The sequence below is a fragment of the Streptococcus oralis genome, assembly GCF_015561235.1.
In the GTDB taxonomy this organism is placed as follows: domain Bacteria; phylum Bacillota; class Bacilli; order Lactobacillales; family Streptococcaceae; genus Streptococcus; species Streptococcus oralis_BK.
On sequence record NZ_JADMTC010000002.1, the window covers coordinates 67,659 to 85,718 of the forward strand.

An 18,060-nucleotide genomic window follows, 5' to 3' on the forward strand; every position below is an offset into this window, starting at 1 on the left:
ACATGAAAAAGAAAACACATAACAAAATCATTCACGTTTCAGATACACATGTAATCATTCAACTCCACACAAATGATACGCTAAATGTTCCTATCGATGAATTAACTTTTCATCCTAGAGTAAACGACATTGTTGAAGTTTACAAAAATCAGAATCACGTAGTAATTTGTCCTCTACCACCAAGCAATAAACTTTGGATTCTCATAACCTCTATTACACTTCTGATTCTTATAATTATAGGAACTACTTTTTTCTTCTTTAGACATCCAAATAAGAATATAGAAACAGTAGATAGTCAATCTTCACAACAAATTTCCTCTACTACTTCTAGTTCCTCTGCATCATCAAGCTCAGCTGAAAATAATATCATAGACACGACAGCAGAAAATCTTCGAGATATGGAAAATGATGGAACATTAAAGACTGGACAACTCTATCGTTTTACTGCTGAATTGTTTCATCAAAAAGATTGGGCAGATTATTACGGCCATTTTAGCTACTTAAATAAATACTATAACATAAAGGTCAAGGCATCCAATGCCTCAATTGCGGGTATAGAAATTCATATTAATAAAAATCTAACCGATGGATGGAAAGAAGGACAACTAGTTACTTTCACAGTAAAAATTGTTGAAGACTCTGAGAAATTTCAATATTGGCTTGTTATAGAGGCAACGCCATACACAGAACCATCAACTCAAAAAGAGAAATCAGTTTCTGGGCTACAAGAAATTGACGCTCAAGCTATTCTCGATGGAGACTTCTCCACCATAGCTGGGACTTGGAGAAATGAAAATGGGCAAGAGTTTAAGTTTAATAAAAATGGTTTAGTAAGTAATGGAGATATTGAGAAAATGAGCATAGGTAACGATGGAAGTATTAACTTTAGCATTCGTTCAGGTACTACAGGATATGGTATGAGTATTTATCCAATTGGTCTAGCTATAAAGTGGGTTGATTCTGATTTAAGCAAAAATAGACTTATAGCAGGGCAAGGAATCCCTACAACAAATAAGTCTGTCTTTTATAAAACAGACTAAATCAAAATAGACGCTACTTAGGAAATCTACCTGATTAACTGAGAATCCCTGCAATTACTCATTGCAGGGATTTTGTATATCCGTTATATCACATGAACCTCCTTCAGAAAAATCCACACTACTAACATATTTTTGATATAGAGAGTTAATCGCTGAATAGCAAAATTCACATACATCCAGTACCATTCTATTTTTTAATCGACCCTTAGAAATCTCATTATCACGCGCATTACTAACCACAAACACAAAAAGATAAATTGATACTATTGTACAGTAAAAACTGATAGCTAAATCAAGTCAATATTACAAAAATATGGAACTCTATAATGTAAAACCTCTTTAAATAGCTAGTTTTATTCTCTAATTTATCTCATAAGCATACGCCTTTATGCCGTGAAAGCAAATTGACAGTAAGTAGGCACAAAGTACGCTAAGAACGTCTCAGACGAAAGGCTTTAGTTTTTCGGATGGACAGTTCATTTGTACGAGAGTGCCTTGTTTCTTGCTGTCAATTAGACCATGGAATAAATTAGGCGTATTTGGTACTTAACAAAGCGTTTCACTCCTTTGCCTTCGCTTATGACGGGATAGTCGTTCACACTTTGTAGTAATGTAGCAAGACATTTCTCTACTTACCCTTATTATATAATTCTAACTATTTTTACAAGAATAATACTACAATACTACAAAAGGAGTAAATAACTAGTGTTATTACCACCTTTGCCTGTAGTTACTCTGTAGTTACTTTACGCACATAAACACGTGTTGGACTACATATACTACAAGGTCGCTTATTCTGCACAGCTATAAAATCCTCACGATGGTCCAGTACATCACGAATTTTTGAAGCATGTTTGCTATTTCGTCTGCTACCTGTTTTTTCATCAAACAGTATGTAAGCTAGTTCACTTGTGTAAGTTTTAGTAACTAAGTTTTCCCCAGTTGCCTTACAATACTCACTTGTTTCTTTCTCATACCCTTTCCAGATATTATAGTATTTCTTTCTTTCAGATAAGTTATAGCGATTCCAAGCATCAGGTGCAGGAAATTTATCCAAGAACTCATTTATTAACTCCCTTTCCATATCTTCTTCTTTGAAATCAAATTGTATCTCTTCCAATTTTTCTGAAGTCGTTCTACTTGGAAACATAATTTCATTTGTTTCAAATAGTATTTTAGCTTCAGCAAGAACTTGTAAGAAGTAATTGTCAGAAACATCCATTGGATGCTCCTCCACAACATATTCCCCACAATTCAAAGGATAGAATCTTCTTTCAACTCCAAAATCACTGAGAAATGCTTTAGAATTTCCAGTTGCAATAAATACATTATGTCTTAGTTGTCGTTTGTGTGTTTTATACAGTTCCCTACACATATCGTATGAAGCACTAAGGAATCCCTTAACTCTATTTATATCACTCTTCTTTAACCCCTGTAATTCTGGAATCTCTACAACACATACGTATTTAAGCATCCTATAGTCTTCCTGTATTTTTCCAAATGAAATAGGAGTATCAGTAAAAGCATCAGGCAATAAACGACGAGCTACTGTACTTTTCCCTATTCCTTGTGGACCAATCAAGACAGGTACATTATCAAATTTGATACCTGGTTTATATACACGTCCAATTAGACCTGTTAAAAACATCTGGGATACTTCACGTGTGTATATATTATTCTCACACCCTAACAGTTTATGAAAGAAGTATTGCACACGAGATACTCCATCCCAGTCAAGACTTTCTATCCGTTCCTTTACAGGATTAAATATCCATCTACGTGCTACTTCTAATACAGCATCTTCAATATAATCCTTTTTAGGAGTAAAGTGAAACTGTTTATCAATATATACCGAGAACAAAGAAGTGTCTTCGCTATTCCATTCTCCTTTCAGAGTTCCCCAAGGCGTCTTATCTAGTTTTTCAACTGCTCCTGTGAACTCATTGTAACCTAATAATGACATCTTAGATTCAAATGATTCTAAGATAAGCACTACGTTTTGAGGTGAACTGATAGGTTTCCCTGAATTATTGAGATTAAATTTAGGCATGTCAAGAACTTTATCCTCTGTCTCCTGTTTTTTAAAAGTGAATGTCATACACAATTCCTCCTATTAGTAAAATAATTACACTATATAGCGTAATTGATAGCAATTGAATCAAAGATTCAACATGGTTACAAGTACCTATGTGTTTCAAGTAATCATAGGAATTTTTATCTATATTTATTATTTTTTCATACAATATAGTTACTCCCTTCTAGTAATTGAAAGGAACTTCATAACATCTGATTTCTTATAGAAAACTTTGCGAGTTCCTTCTATCGGTGGACAGTATCGGGTTAACCCCAAACGCTCCCATTCATGCAGAGTTACTAAACTAATACCTAGTTCTTTGATTAACTCTTTCTGTTGTATCAGGCCAAACGAGTCACTATGAGGTGAAAGCATTGCATGTGATAGATAATCATTTATTAAATGCTCAATCCTCTCCAATAATGCTAGTTCTGCTTCTTGAGATAATATCCCTTGTGGTGTACTAAACATAGACACCCCCTTTCTTTTCCATTTTGTGCACAACTATCCTCTCATAACTATTACAGCTCGCCTATTAACTAGGTTAATTAACTTAGGTTATTTTTGGATTTTATCAGTTTTCTGTTTACATGTCAAGAGTTTTGTGCTAAAATATTACTAAAGTTATTAAACGGAGGTTAAACATGATAGGAGCATATCTTAAAAAATACCGTACAGAAGGTAACGTAACTACTAAAAGACTTGCTGAATATCTGAAAGTATCACAGTCTTATGTCTCACAAATTGAAAATGAGAAAAAGATTCCCAGCGTAAAGAAGCTCTTTGAAATCACTGAATGTATTGCTGCATGCTCTATAAAAGAAAAATGCGAACAAGATGGATTAAATTCTGAGGAGTACTATATAGAATATCAAACATTAGCTAGCTCTTATATTGATGAGATAATTAAAAATATTAATCTGGATTCAATCCATAATGATAAAGAAAAACAGATGTTAAAAGACTTAATAGAATTCAATGATAAAACATCATCTTTACCATGGGTATCCACAACATACAAAGATATTAGCCAAGATATTATCAATGGGGAAAAAATTAAAATCAACCTTGATTATATCTTTAGGAAGAATGTAAAAATAACTATTGATGGTCAAGCACTCACAACTGAGGACTTAACCGCTCTACAAATACTAATTGAAGGTATTCGTTCTAGACACAAATCATAATATCTATTTTTCATAACCTTTTACAGCTTGCCTACTGATGTTAGAAAGGTTAAGAAATGAAAATAGCAGAAATAAAGAAACAAAATGGTAGCACTGTATATCGTGCCAAAGTATACTTAGGAGTAGATAAACTCACAGGAAAAAAAATAAAGGCTAATCTGACAGCTAGAACTAAAACTGAATTGAAGAAAAAAGCTCAATTAGCTAAGGCTGAATTCCAAAATAATGGCTTCACTAAAAAAGAAATAATCCCACTAACAAGCTATGAAGAAGTAGCTCAACTATGGTGGGAAAGCTATCAGCACACAGTAAAACCAAATACGCAAGATTCAGTAAAGCGACTACTATCTAACCATGTGATTCCTTTATTTGGTTCTTATAGGTTAGATAAGTTAACTACTCCAACTATCCAACGCATTGTTAATCAACTAGCTCTACGTGCTAACAAACGAGAAGAAGGCGCATTTCTACACTATGATAAAATTCACGCGCTAAATAAACGTATACTACAATATGCTGTGACAATGCAGATTATTGATATAAATCCAGCTCGTGAAGTTATGCTTCCTCGTAAAATAAAAAAGGGTAGAAACAAAGTCAAACACTTTAATAACTTAGAATTAAAGCAATTTCTCAGCTATTTGGAAGAGGCTAACTTAGCAATATATAGAAATATATATGAAATTACTTTATACAAGTTTCTTCTTGCTACTGGTTGCCGTATTAACGAAGCCTTAGCTCTACACTGGTCAGATATTGACCTACATAATGCAACTGTAAATATTACAAAGACACTAAATCATTTAGGTGAGATTAACAGCCCAAAGTCTGAGGCAAGTTATCGCACAATTGATATTGACTCACAAACTATAGAGGTCTTAAAAGTGTATCAAAAAAGACAACGGCAAGAAGCTTGGAAACTTGGTCGGACTGAAACTGTTGTCTTCTCAGATTTTATTCATAAATACCCAAACAATAAAACACTATCAACTCGTTTAAACACACGTTTCAAACATGCTGGTGTACCTAATATTGGATTCCACGGTTTTAGACACACACACGCTAGTCTTTTGCTAAACTCTGGAATACCATATAAAGAATTGCAACACCGTCTAGGCCATTCTACACTAGCTATGACTATGGACACTTACAGTCATCTCTCCAAAGAAAAAGCAAAAACAGCCGTCTCATTTTATGAGAAAGCTGTAAGTTCTTTGTGAAGGGGGACAAAAAGGGGGACAAACCCAGAAATCAACGTTTTAAGACAAAGCAAAAAGCCCACTGTTGTAGGCTTTCTGTAAGATATTTCTTAAAATTAAAGCATTTTGTTGTAGAATTCAACGACAAGTGCTTCGTTGATTTCTGGGTTGATTTCGTCGCGTTCTGGCAAGCGAGTCAATGAACCTTCCAATTTTTCAGCGTCGAATGATACGAATGCTGGACGTCCAAGAGTTGCTTCAACAGCTTCAAGGATTGCAGGTACTTTAAGTGATTTTTCACGAACTGAAATCACTTGTCCAACAGATACGCGGTAGCTAGGAATATCTACACGTTTTCCGTCAACAAGGATGTGACCGTGGTTTACGAATTGACGAGCTTGACGACGAGTAGTCGCAAGACCAAGACGGTAAACAACGTTATCCAAACGACGTTCCAAAAGAAGCATGAAGTTGAAACCTAGGATTCCGCCTTTGATTTTTGTAGCTTGTACGAACAAGTTACGGAATTGTTTTTCACCTACACCGTAAGTGAAACGAAGTTTTTGTTTTTCAGCCAATTGCAAGCCGTATTCTGACAATTTAGAACGGTTGTTTGGTCCGTGTTGTCCTGGTACGTAGTTACGACGTGCCAATTCTTTACCTGTACCTGTAAGCGAAAGGCCAAGGCGACGAGCTTGTTTCCAAGATGGTCCTGTATAACGTGACATGCGTATGTCCTCCTGATATAAATAATATTTCGGTGGAAATAGTCACTTAGAAAGCCCTGATTCGTGCAGATGCCCTTCGCCTAAACAGCCAAGGTTACTTGTCATAAGACACCTGTTGACGAGCTTCATGCTTTCCTGCTGCTATTTCACACAAAGGCTATTGTATCATGAAAAGCTCGATTTGTAAAGGGATTTTAGAGTTTTATTTCAAATTGAGGCTGAATGTAAACTTGCTACCTAAGCCATACTGGCTTTCTGCTGTGATTTCGCCACCAAGCTGATGGGCTAGTTCGCGTGCAATCGCAAGTCCTAATCCATGCCCACCTGTCTTCATATTGCGCGAAGTTTCTACACGATAAAGTCGTTTAAAGATCTTTTCCAAATCCTCAGGATGAATCCCCTGCCCCTCGTCTTTCACACTGATTGTCAGCTCTTGTTCTGTTAATTGGGCAAGAACCTCGATTCTGGTTCCTGGTTCTGAATATTTAAAGGCATTGTTTAACAAATTGACCAGAATGCGAGAAAGTTTGTCAGAATGGCTCTTGATTTTCGCCGACTCAGGTGACACTTGAATGTAAACATCTCGCTCCTCTTGTTCAATCTGGAGTTGAAATTCACTCATTGACTCAATCAGCAACTGATCTAAAAAGACCTCTTCGACTTCTTCATCAGCAGTATCTTGAGGTTGTGTGTTCAGAGTCAAAACATCCAATTCCTCCACTAGCTTGTTTAGACGCTCAGTTTGCCGACCAATCGTGGCTAAGTAGTGGAGTCGCTCCTCTTCCTTAATCACTCCATCTAGAATTCCCTCAACAGTAACCTGAATGGAGGTAATGGGAGTTTTAATATCGTGAGAGAGCTGCGCAATCATCATTCTCTTTTCTTGCTCGCTCTCATCAAGTGATTGAAAGGTAGCCTGCAAATTGTGGGACATGTCATTAAAAGCCTGGCCCAGCTCTTGAAATTCTAATGGGCCCTTTGTTTCAATTTCTGTGCTGAAATCCTTGCTTGCTATATCCTGAGCTTGTTTTTTCAAATGTTTCAGAGAAGAGAACACAGGCGACAAAAGAAAGATGCTCACTGCAGCGCCAATGAAACTAGCAATCAAGGTCATTCCAACTAGAAAGTAAACTTCACTTTTCTCAATCAACATTCGTTGGACTGCCCAGAAAACGACCAAAATCGTTAGTAGAGTCGACACTAGATACCCCACTAAAATATAGTTTTTTAATTTCATTTTCTACCTCTTGGTCTTTCCATCTTATAGCCCAAACCCCAGACAGTTTTGATAGCAGGAGCATTTGAATTTGTATACTTGGTCAACTCTTGCCTCAAAGCATGGATATGAACATTGAGTGTATTGGTGTCATCCACATAGTCCTCTTGCCATACTTTCTCGTAAAGTTCCGTCTTTGAAAAGACTCTCTCAGGATTGCTGGCTAATACCCATAGAAGTTCAAAGGATTTTACTGTCAATTCCAAAGGTTGATCCCCAATGCGAACCTCATGAGTCACATGGTTGATCACCAAGTCACCAAATTCGATCTGTTCTGTCTCTCTTCCACGGCTAAGGCGACGCAAGATATTATTTACTCTTAAAACCAATTCGCGTGGGCTAAAGGGTTTGACTATAAAATCATCTGCCCCCAAACTTAAGCCATAAATCTTATCCTGTTCGCTTGTCTTAGCAGTTGTAAAGAGGAAGGGTTGATCCGGAGCGATATACTGAACTTCACTGATAAAATCATAACCGTCCATATTGGGCATCATGATATCTGTGATAATGAGGTCGATAGATTTTTTTCTGAAAAGTTCTAATCCCTCCTTACCATCATGGGCGACCAAAACATCGTAACCTGCCTGTATAAGATAGCGGTTTTGAATATCTAGAATATCTATCTCATCATCAACCAGCAAAATTGTCTTTTTCATCTGACACTCCTTCGATAAAAACAGTGTTATACTTGCTTTAGTATAACACTATTTTCCCTAATGTTTAAGTGATTTGAATCTTAATCTTCTCGTTTGGTTGTCAAACCCAAAAGTCCAACAAGTCCTGCCAAGGCTAGACCAAAGATACCAAAGCCAGCTGTAGCCGTTTTAGCTTCCCCAGTATTTGGTAGCATCGCTTTATCATCTTTTTTCATCATATTAGTCATTGGGCTAGAAGCGGGTTGATCGACCTCCATATCTGACATATGGTGATTTGTATCCATCATACCCTCAGTCGTACCTGTAGAGCCTGCTTCAGAAGGCTTCGTATTCATCTGATCTGCTTGAGATGGCATTGTCGCCATTTCTTTCATATCTGACATATGGTGATTTGTACCCATCATACCATCAGTCGTGCCTTTAGAGCCTGTTTCAGAAGGCTTCGTATTCATCTGACCTGATTGAGATGGTGTTGTCGCCATTTCTTTTCCACGAAGCTGAATCGTTACTTGACGAGTTGCGATAAGATTGGTCAAATCTGGTTTTCCATCTTTAGAACCATACACTTTGACAATAGCTTGGTAAGTGTGAGTGCCATTGGCACGAAGTTGGTCTAGAAGGGCTTGTCCTTCTTTGCCTGTCGTGTTGCCATTCAAATCCACTTCGTAGAAATATTGACCTTTAGCCAAGCCTTCAAGTGGCAATAGAGCAGGATTTTTAGCTGAACCATTATCTGACCATGGGGCTTTGTCTGAGGCTTTTAACAAGAGGCGAGTCAACATACCATCACCACCGAAAGCTTCGTATGGAATAACCTGGTTGACACCTGCCAAGAATGGACCTGGAACATTTGCTTTTTCAAGGTAGCTAGCTGGAACATCAATGCTATTTTTGATGTTGTTAACAACAGACTCTTTAACCTGATTTGGTGTGGTTGAAGCGTTCAAATTAACAGTCAAATCTTTAGTCGCTACCAGATTAGTTAAGTCAGGCTTGCCGTCTTTTGCACCGTACACCTTGATAGTAGCTTTATAGCTTTGCGTACCATTTTGTTTCAAGAGGTCAAGCAGCTCTTTGTCAGATTTTCCTTGAGTGCCTGCCAAGTCTACTTCGTAGAAGTAAAGGCCTTTGCCCAATTTCTCTACTGGTGGGAGAGCGGGATTTTTAGCCGTTCCATTGTCTGACCATGGAGCCTTATCGGATGCTTTCAAGATAAGGCGAGTCAACATGCCGTCACCAGCGAATAATTCGTATGGAATGACTTGATTGACACCAGCTGTAAATGGTCCTGGGAAATTAGCTCTATCCAAGTAAGAAGCTGGGACATCTACTGTGTCTTTAGTGTTGTCAGCCACACCTTTTTGCACTTCAGCTGGAGTGGTCAAACCATTCAAATTAACAGTCAAATCTTTAGTCGCTACCAGATTGCTCAAGTCTGCCTTGCCATCTTTCGCACCGTACACCTTGATGGTAGCTTTATAGCTTTGAGTGCCGTTTTGTTTCAAGAGATCAAGCAACTCTTTGTCAGATTTACCTTGGGTGCCTGCTAAATCCACTTCATAGAAGTAAAGGCCTTTGCCCAATTTCTCTACTGGTGGGAGAGCGGGATTTTTAGCTGTTCCGTTGTCTGACCATGGAGCCTTATCAGATGCTTTCAAGATCAGGCGAGTCAACATGCCGTCTCCAGCGAAGAATTCGTATGGGATGACTTGGTTGACACCGGCGGTGAAGGGACCAGGAAAGTTAGCCTTGTCCAAGTAAGTGGCTGGGACATCTACTGTATCTTTTGTATTGTCAGCCACACCTTTTTGTACTTCAGCTGGGGTGGTCGCTGGTTGCGCTTCACTAGCTTCACGGTCTTGTCCAAAAACTGTAGGCGCAGGACTTTCCACAGGTTTAACTGCATCTTCTGTTTGTTTCTTAGAGTCAGGTTGTGCTTGTACTTCTTCTTTTGGCGCTACTGCCGGCTCTTTAGCAGTTGCGTCCGCTTTTTCTGAAGAGCTTGTAGTATCCAAGCTTGCTTTAGGTGCTGAGTCTGCTTGTTCTGAAGGAAGAGCTACATCGACTGCTTTTTTGAGAACCTCTGCTGGTAAGTCGCTCTTTTCACTCACCGAAGCAGCGTCTGGCACGACTTGGGCAGGGGTCGGATTGACGACATCAGCACGTGCAGAACTTGGTTGACCAACTAGGACAAAGAAGCCACTAGCCACAACAACTGAAGCAACACCGACACTGAGACGGCGAATAGACCAACGAGTATATCTCTGATTTGGATTGAATTTCATAGGATTCTCCTTAGAGTTTTTCTTTATTTGATGGCTCTAGTATAATCTCCTAAAATTAAAAAGGATTAAGAAAAAGTTAAAATTTTTCTTAAATCCCTCTTATAAAATACTTATATTGATTCATTAATCATTGGGGAAGAAAACAGCCCTTCCTCTCCTACTCACTAAGCTCTGTTAGAGTATCCAAATGTTGGTTATTAATCACCGCCATGATATAGGCGCCTGACCGTAAAAGGTCATCGGGGCCGAATTGAACATCTAGAGGAGAATTTTCATAGTCACGAAATCCAAGTACATTGAGATTGTATCGCCCACGTAAATCTAGCTGGCTAAGGCTTTTCCCCGCCCAAGATTGGGGGATTCTCATCTCGACAATTGAAACATTCTTGTCCAACTGAAAGACATCTACGCTGTTATGAAAGAGAATTCTCTGCGCTAACGAACGTCCCATTTCAAATTCCGGTGAGATGACCGAGTCCGCACCAATTTTCTCCAGTACCTTTTTAGCCATATGACTTTTTACCTTGGCAATGACGGTCGGCACCCCTAGACTTTTACAGTGCATGACTGCAAGAACACTGGATTCTAGATTTTCCCCCGTTGCGACAACCACGGTATCGCAAGTGTCAATTCCAGCTGATAGAAGGAGTTCTTCATCCGTGATATCCCCAACTACTCCACGCGCCAGCACGGGTTCAAATTGATTAATGCGCTCCTCGTGGTCATCAATAGCAATGATATTCATATGATGCTTGGCAAGAGCAGCCAAAACACTGCTCCCAAAAATTCCCAAGCCTAAAATTCCAATCGTCCGATCTGACATCGTTCTTCCTTTCTTATCCAATGGTGATATCTGCTTTCATATAGTGAATCAAATCTTTCTTGTCTGGCTGGTATTCCGCTACACTGACCAATAGTGTCAAGGGACCAATACGGCCGATAAACATCAACAACATCACGATGCTGAGAGCTAACTTGCCTAACTCTGGTGTTAAATTCGCCGTCACTCCAACTGTCGCAAGGGCTGAAATGGTCTCAAACATGAGGTAGATAAAGCGCGGATTTCCCTCTGCTGTTATCCCTAACAGGATCAAGCCCAGCAAGAATGTTAGCAAGAAGATAATAAAGACACTGAAAGATTTTTGCACGGTTCGGGGTTCAATGGTCCTCCGAGCCACATTGGCATGAGGCAAGCCCAATAGTTCGCTACGGGCAAAGACCAACAAGACAAAGAAGGTCGTAATCTTGAGCCCCCCTGCTGTCCCTCCAGGTGCCCCACCCAGAAACATCTGCATGATATAGATTAGTAAGGTAACTGGTCGAGCCTGGGTGTAGTCAATGGAAGCAAAGCCAGCTGTCCTCATACTGACAGTCTGGAAGAAACTAACCAGCAGTTTCTCTGGAGCGCTGAGATTTCCAATCGTCCCTGGATTGTTCCACTCAATTAAGAGAGTCGATACTGTTCCAAAGAGTAAAATTCCCGCCGTTAAAAAGAGAACCAACTTGGTATGGAAACGCAGGCGTCGTTTTTTCTTTTTCCCAAACTGGGTCGCTAGATCAAACCAGACCATAAATCCTAGACCACCCGTGATAATTAAGCCTGCAATCACTAGATTAATCAAAGGGTCCGTCTGAAAGGCTACCAAACTCGTACTTCCAAAATTATCAAATCCAGCATTACAGAAAGCTGAAACAGCCAAAAAGATAGAAGTTAACACCCCTCGTCCCCAGCCAAATTCAGGAATGAAGCGGAAACTCAGGAGAAAGGCACCGAGCCCTTCCACCAAAAAAGTCGTCAGAAAGATCGAGCGGATGAAATCCTTTAAGGACTGAGTTTCTCCATAACTGAAACTTTCTTGAATAGTCTCACGGCCACGAAGACTGAGCTTTTGCTTGCCTTGGATATAAAAGATTCCGATAAAAGTCATGAGCCCCAAACCGCCAATCTGGATCAAGAGCATACAGATTAACTGCCCCCAGATATTATAAGTAGAGGCCACTGGCAGGGTGAAGAGCCCTGTCACACAGACCATGGATACCGTTGTAAAGAGATGATCAAAATAGGTCGCTTGTGACGTTGCTGCCTGCACAAAGGGAAGGCTTAAAAGGAGCGAGCCCAGTAAGATAACTAAGGCAAAACTTAAAAAGATGCGACGGGCTGGTGATAACCGAGACAGCGTCGTCTTGATTTTTTCCAAAAAAGATTTGAATAACATAGCTACATTCTACCATAAAAACAGTCAGAACACTCACATGTAGTGCACAATGGCAAGACAGAGTTCGAGTGCCTTGTCAAAAGCTTCAGAACCCCAGTCACGACTGTCGTAGTTGTCTAGATCCGCCAAGGAATCTGCGGTAAAGAGCAGTTCTCCCCAGACAACCCCACGTAGCTGAGCTACTGCCGCAAGAGCCTAACACTCCATCTCCACAACAGCACAGCCTTCTTCCTTACGATAAGCAACCTTTTCAGCCGTCTCTCGGTAAAAACCATCTGTCGTCCAGGTCATGACTTCCTCGTAAGGGATGCCTATTTGCTCCAAGATTTGCTCAATGGCAGAGACAGCCTCAATCTGCATCTCCATATAACGAGAAGGTGCTGCATAATGGTAGCTAGTTCCCTCATCTCGCAAAGCGCGAACAAGGACGAGAAAGGCATTCTCCTCTATATCGGCTAGAACTCCACAGGTTCCAGTGGAAATAATTTGCTCCTCACCATAGCCAATCAACCAATCCATAAACTGGGCCGCTGGGGCAGAGCCTACGGGCGCCTGGGCTAGACAAATCTCCTCACCCTTGTAGTTGAGGACGTAGACTGGATAAGTCTTGGTGGCCGAAACGAACTCACCAACACAATCCGCCCCTACTTCCTGAGCATAACGGTCGATTTCCTCCTCCAAAAATGCATAGATGCACTTCTTTGGCAACTTTAAATCTAGTCCCTCATGTGTTGGCATAAGGACCGCCTGGGGATTGTCATCAAACTCTAAAATGGGAATTGCATGTTTCTGAATCATAACCCACCTCCTCTAATTTTGTACTATTGTATCAAAAGCTGACGGAGTGTCAAGGAGTTGTCTTTATCAATCCAGAAATCTCCTCTTCCATACACTTGAGAAATCGTTGCACCGCTGGAGAAGTCGGTTTCTGTTTTGGCAAAGTGATTGAGGACTTATAAAAACATATCAAATCCAATAACAAAAAGACATGAATCTGAAATAAGCAGAACATGTCTTTTTTAGCTTGTTTGAAAGTTAAGTAAATAAACCTTAGTTCTTCTAGAACTCCCTTATTTCCACAAACCACCTAAAATCTGTTTTTCTAATAAGTCTAGGTCTTCTTCCTTTATTTCTCCGTTGTCACTAACGATATAAAGCTGAGCGAAGTAAGCCAACAATGGACCAACACAAATACGAACCATTTGAGGAATCGTTAACTCTGGATTTACACGTGGATCTGCTAGCAATTCCTTATGAAGCACTCGAAGTTTATCTTGAATAGCATTCCAGATAAAAATCTGTTCATTTTTTAGTTTTTTATTTGAAAAACTCTCCTGCAGAATGATTTTCATCAAAGCACGATTTTTTTTGAGATAGCTCATACGATCACGGACGAGATAACGAACCCTCTCTTCTGTCGTTTCAAAAGCTAAGAGTTCCTCAAAAAAACTACCGAAAATGCCTGGGACTACAGGATGTAAAATAGCCGTCAGTAAATCATCCTTCGTCTTAAAATACTTAAACAAAGTTGCCTGGCTTAGTCCAGCACGCTCAGCTATGTGAAGAGTTGATGTCCCATGGTAACTCCTGGTTGATATGAGATCCACTGCTGCCTGCATGATTTTTTTCTTTCCTTGAGGGTAATTCGCTTCTTCTAAGTAATCTTCAAACGATTCAAAAACAGTCTTATCCATCTAATCTTCACACCTTTTTAGCATTATTTATGTTGATTTCTAAACTTTACGATAACGACGCAATCCAACAATATTAAGAATTGTTAAAATGATCAAGAAAATCATTAAAACACCAAGATTTGACAAAATATCACCAAGATTGTGCCCGTAAAGAATAATCTGGCTTATTGCATCACCAGAATAGGTTAATGGCAAAAATTTCCCCACAGTTAGAGCCCATTCTCCCATGGATGACAATGGAATAATTCCTGAGAAAAAGAGTTGAGGCATAATCACGAGAGGAATAAATTGCATCATTTGGAATTCTGATTTTGCTAGAGTAGACAAGAGAATTCCAAAAGCTAGTGCTACAAGAGCCAGTACCACATTAACTATTATAACATTTAAAATACTTCCTACAACTTCTACATCTAGTAGCCAAATTGCTGCTATAACGACAACTGCCGTTTGAAAAATCGCAATAATACCGTAAGACAACATATAGCCATAGACGATTTCAGATCGTTTCACTGGTGTTGCTAACAAACGTTCTAGTGTTCCACTGGTGCGCTCTTTCAAAAGCGCCATACCTGAAATCAAAAAGACAAAGAAGAAAACTACAAAACCTATCAAAACCGGAATCATACTGGTAAAGAAGCTTGTATTTTCATCTCCATACTGGTAAGACTCCTTGATTTCTGGTGTTTTTGCGTCCGAGTCCAATTGTGGAAGAGCTTGTTTAACACGAGATACTAACTGATCGGTGCCTTCACTGGCGATACTCGTTCGTAACACTTGTCGTATCATAGATGTTTTGGAGGCGTCTGTGTTTGCGTAGTCAACCTGGTACTCACCGTCTTTATAAGAAATCACAGCATCGACTTTTTCATTTGCTAGCGCTTCTTTGGCTTGATCTAAGCCTTGATAGGTCTCGACGTCTACATGATCGAGCTCATCCATTTTCGTTACCAAACCAGTTGGTAGATCTTGTGTTGCCAACTTGACATTCACGGTTGTACTAGCTGAAAACATGAGGTTCATCAACCACATGATAAAAACAGGTGCTATAAACATCAGGGCTAGAGTTCGTTTGTCACGAAGTAATTCTTTGATGACTTTTTTTGCAATCGCTATTGTTCTCATCTTACTCACCTTCTGCTTTTAAAAATACTTCTTCAATACTTGAAACTTGATAACTTTCTTTTAAGTGTTGCGGTGTATCAAAAGCAATGATTTTTCCGCCTAATAATAAGCCGACCTTATCCGTCAACTCTGCTTCATCCATAACATGGGTAGTAACTAATATCCCTACCCCATTGTCTCTAAGCGCGAATAATTCTTTCCAGATTTTCTTTCGAAGAGAAGGGTCGATTCCAACTGTCGGTTCGTCCAAAATCAAGAGTTGAGGATTTCCTAAAAGCGCAATAGCCAGCGACAAACGCCGTTTCATTCCTCCAGAATAACCAGATACCGCCTTGTTTAAGTAGTCTGTCAGATCTACTACTTGAGCTATATGAGCAATTTCCGCCTTTAGGTCTTTTTTAGAAAGCCCCTTTAGCTGACCAAAAAATTTCAGATTTTCTTGGCCTGACAAGGACTCGTATAAAGCATCTGATTGGGCCATATAGCCAATATCTCCTAAAATATGGCGATTGGGCATAGTGTGATTTAACACTAAAGCTACGCCTCCATCAGCCTTTTCCATTCCTAACGTAGTCTTAATCATAGTTGATTTACCAGCACCAGACGGACCAATTAAGCCTATAATTTCTCCTGGCTGCAATTCAAAGCTGACATGATTCAGAACTATTTGATGGTCAAAAGATTTTACTAAATCTTGTAAATGTAGTAATGTTTTCATTTACTTCCCCCTTTGGTGAGTGCTTACTCACTTACTAAATATAAACCCATTATAGTGAGTGATTACTCACTTGTCAAGAGAAAGGGTTAAATTCTTTAAAAAATAAAACACCAGATTCGTATCTGATGTTTATAATGCATATGTCTTATTTCTAAAAATGTTTTTGAACTTCCTCTCTATACTCCGAAATGGTCTTTCCTGTCCACTTTTTAAAGGCCTATTCTTCCTCTACTTTTCTCAGCCAATCCTACCATCGTCATTGCTATCGCAACTCTAATGACCTTGGCGACGGAAATTCATTTTACTCATTTTTATATGAAACAGACTAAGAAATTTTCAAGACCTAATTGGGAGTTGTTTTAGCTACAATCCATCTCTCAAACACAAAAACTCTCCCTTCTCTTTCGAGAAAGGAGATTCTTTTTTATCCTTGTCCGCCAGGGGCTGGACCGCCGCCTTGAGGGCCTCCATTTGGTCCTCCGCCTCCAGGCATAGAGTTGACGATTTCCGTTTGTTTTTCGCCGTTGAGATAGATATCTCCACCTGTGTAGGTCGCAGTTCCATCAAAGTCAAAACCTGTTTGACCAGTCATTTTAATGGTTCCACCCGTAACCGTCACGTTCCCATTTGAGTCGATTGGATCTGTGTCTCCTTGGCCGACTTCTACTGTCAGGTTCCCACCGTTCATAGTAAAGAAGATTTCACTCTGTTGGGCATTTTTGTTGGCTGCATTAACCCCATCATCTGTCGAATAGATGCTAATGTCCCCACCGTTGATAGTGATGGACTTACCTTCAAGTCCTTCTGTCGAATTCTTGACGGTGTAGGTCCCACTATCGATAACCAAATCACCTGATGCGTGGATGCCATCATCTCCTGCTGTGACGGTGATGTTGTTGTTGGATAGGTACATGGTTCCGACTAAAGTATCCTCGTCATTATCCACCTTGACCCCATCTTCTTTAGCATCAATGGTCATGGTCGTACCAGTGATATTGAGTTCATCATTGACATTAAAGGCATCGCCAACCGCTGTGATGTTATAAGTTCCACCCGTGATGTGGAGGGTGTCGTTGGCCTTGATACCATTATTTTTCTTGCCTTCTACATTGAGAGTCCCTTTCCCGTTGATGGTTAAATCCACCTTAGAAAATAAGGCTGCGTCGGCTTTTTCGTCGCTGTTCGAGCTTGAGTCAGAGAGACTGTTGGTGGTTCCCTCTGCTAGGGTCAGGTAGACATGACCAGCTGATGTCGCAGATATCGCTGCATTGGTATTGGCCATGGTCGCACCTTTTAGGACTAGATGAACATCTGCAGACTTATCTGCCTCGACCTTGATCTGCACTTCGTCAGACTGACCTGAAATTACATAGGTTCCAGATTTTGTGATGGTCACTGTTGATTCAGAGACTGTCACCCCATCTCCAGAGACGTTTGCAGATGAGCCAGATAACTCAATCTTAGAAGCTGTGCTTTCATCATAAGAAGTATCATTGTCCTTCTCTGTAAAATAGGATGTTTGGTTTGTCTTTGTTGCAGTTGTTGTTGCACTATTTGTCGTTGCATTGGTATTGGATGTAGTTGTTGACTGGGAACATGCTGCCATCAGCACCATTGCCATTAAACTCGTTGCGAGTAGGGTCCATTTTTTTGATTTCATACCTTTTCCTCTCCTTCGTATGATATAGCTAGACAGTCTACAGAAGATTCCTGAAACAAAACTAAAACTTTTCTGAAAGTTTCCTTAAATTCAGTTTCGCTCAGTATTCTTTTGAAAGGGCTACTAGAAACAATTTGAGAGTACTAAAATGCATTTAATAGTTTTTAAAAGCAACATCCCCAAGTGCGATGTCACTCTAACCCAA

15 protein-coding genes and 2 pseudogenes are annotated in these 18,060 nt (G+C 39.7%); 4 read left to right on the plus strand and 13 right to left on the minus strand.

Annotated features, from left to right (window positions below):
- The first annotated feature begins 2 nt into the window (after window positions 1–2).
- On the plus strand, window positions 3–1,040 hold the full coding sequence (locus I2H52_RS07895) for a DUF6287 domain-containing protein (protein ID WP_195594945.1): 1,038 nt from the start codon (window positions 3–5) through the stop codon (window positions 1,038–1,040).
- Window positions 1,041–1,770: 730 nt separating this feature from the next.
- On the opposite strand, the gene I2H52_RS07900 is transcribed toward I2H52_RS07895, so the two are convergent.
- Together I2H52_RS07900 and I2H52_RS07905 are read right to left on the minus strand one after the other, a co-directional pair.
- On the minus strand, window positions 1,771–3,138 hold the full coding sequence (locus I2H52_RS07900; protein WP_084947438.1) for a VapE domain-containing protein: 1,368 nt from the start codon (window positions 3,136–3,138) through the stop codon (window positions 1,771–1,773).
- 150 nt (window positions 3,139–3,288) lie between these two features.
- Window positions 3,289–3,585, minus strand: coding sequence for a hypothetical protein (locus I2H52_RS07905; protein WP_084947440.1), 297 nt, complete (start codon window positions 3,583–3,585; stop codon window positions 3,289–3,291).
- Window positions 3,586–3,758: 173 nt separating this feature from the next.
- Here I2H52_RS07905 and I2H52_RS07910 point away from each other — a divergent pair, with 173 nt between their 5' ends.
- Window positions 3,759–4,301: a helix-turn-helix domain-containing protein gene (locus I2H52_RS07910; RefSeq protein ID WP_084947442.1), complete on the plus strand. Its 543-nt coding sequence runs from the start codon at window positions 3,759–3,761 to the stop codon at window positions 4,299–4,301.
- Window positions 4,302–4,357: 56 nt separating this feature from the next.
- Window positions 4,358–5,521: a tyrosine-type recombinase/integrase gene (locus tag I2H52_RS07915; RefSeq protein ID WP_084947445.1), complete on the plus strand. Its 1,164-nt coding sequence runs from the start codon at window positions 4,358–4,360 to the stop codon at window positions 5,519–5,521.
- A gap of 95 nt (window positions 5,522–5,616) precedes the next feature.
- Here the strand turns inward: I2H52_RS07915 and rpsD are convergent, their stop codons facing one another.
- The 10 genes and pseudogenes from rpsD to I2H52_RS07965 all read right to left on the minus strand — a co-directional run bounded on the left by rpsD (window position 5,617) and on the right by I2H52_RS07965 (window position 16,195).
- Complete coding sequence (gene rpsD, locus I2H52_RS07920) at window positions 5,617–6,228, minus strand: 30S ribosomal protein S4 (RefSeq protein WP_195594947.1); 612 nt, start codon at window positions 6,226–6,228, stop codon at window positions 5,617–5,619.
- A gap of 202 nt (window positions 6,229–6,430) precedes the next feature.
- On the minus strand, window positions 6,431–7,465 hold the full coding sequence (locus I2H52_RS07925; RefSeq protein ID WP_000769388.1) for a sensor histidine kinase: 1,035 nt from the start codon (window positions 7,463–7,465) through the stop codon (window positions 6,431–6,433).
- Window positions 7,462–8,160, minus strand: a complete 699-nt coding sequence (locus I2H52_RS07930) for a response regulator transcription factor (protein WP_084868583.1) — start codon at window positions 8,158–8,160, stop codon at window positions 7,462–7,464. Before I2H52_RS07930 ends, I2H52_RS07925 begins: the two co-directional genes overlap by 4 nt.
- Window positions 8,161–8,240: 80 nt before the next feature.
- Complete coding sequence (locus tag I2H52_RS07935) at window positions 8,241–10,445, minus strand: SSURE domain-containing protein (protein WP_195594950.1); 2,205 nt, start codon at window positions 10,443–10,445, stop codon at window positions 8,241–8,243.
- A gap of 157 nt (window positions 10,446–10,602) precedes the next feature.
- The gene (locus I2H52_RS07940; RefSeq protein WP_001283890.1) at window positions 10,603–11,268 is read right to left on the minus strand and encodes a potassium channel family protein; all 666 of its coding nucleotides are present in this window, start codon (window positions 11,266–11,268) and stop codon (window positions 10,603–10,605) included.
- A gap of 13 nt (window positions 11,269–11,281) precedes the next feature.
- Window positions 11,282–12,661 (minus strand): TrkH family potassium uptake protein, encoded by a 1,380-nt coding sequence (locus I2H52_RS07945; RefSeq protein WP_195594951.1) that lies wholly within the window; start codon window positions 12,659–12,661, stop codon window positions 11,282–11,284.
- 33 nt (window positions 12,662–12,694) lie between these two features.
- A pseudogene (locus I2H52_RS07950) lies at window positions 12,695–13,459 on the minus strand (nucleoside phosphorylase).
- 272 nt (window positions 13,460–13,731) lie between these two features.
- Window positions 13,732–14,355, minus strand: coding sequence for a TetR/AcrR family transcriptional regulator (locus I2H52_RS07955; RefSeq protein WP_125398101.1), 624 nt, complete (start codon window positions 14,353–14,355; stop codon window positions 13,732–13,734).
- 39 nt (window positions 14,356–14,394) lie between these two features.
- Window positions 14,395–15,477: an ABC transporter permease gene (locus tag I2H52_RS07960; protein WP_195594953.1), complete on the minus strand. Its 1,083-nt coding sequence runs from the start codon at window positions 15,475–15,477 to the stop codon at window positions 14,395–14,397.
- Between the two features lies 1 nt (window position 15,478).
- A complete protein-coding gene (locus tag I2H52_RS07965) occupies window positions 15,479–16,195 on the minus strand; it encodes an ABC transporter ATP-binding protein (RefSeq protein WP_195594955.1) in 717 nt (238 codons plus the stop codon).
- 228 nt (window positions 16,196–16,423) lie between these two features.
- Between I2H52_RS07965 and I2H52_RS09860 the strand changes: the two are divergent.
- A pseudogene (locus tag I2H52_RS09860) lies at window positions 16,424–16,558 on the plus strand (low temperature requirement protein A); the annotation flags it as partial.
- Window positions 16,559–16,619: 61 nt separating this feature from the next.
- Here the strand turns inward: I2H52_RS09860 and I2H52_RS07970 are convergent.
- Window positions 16,620–17,855: a carbohydrate-binding domain-containing protein gene (locus I2H52_RS07970; RefSeq protein WP_195594957.1), complete on the minus strand. Its 1,236-nt coding sequence runs from the start codon at window positions 17,853–17,855 to the stop codon at window positions 16,620–16,622.
- Window positions 17,856–18,060: the final 205 nt, after the last annotated feature.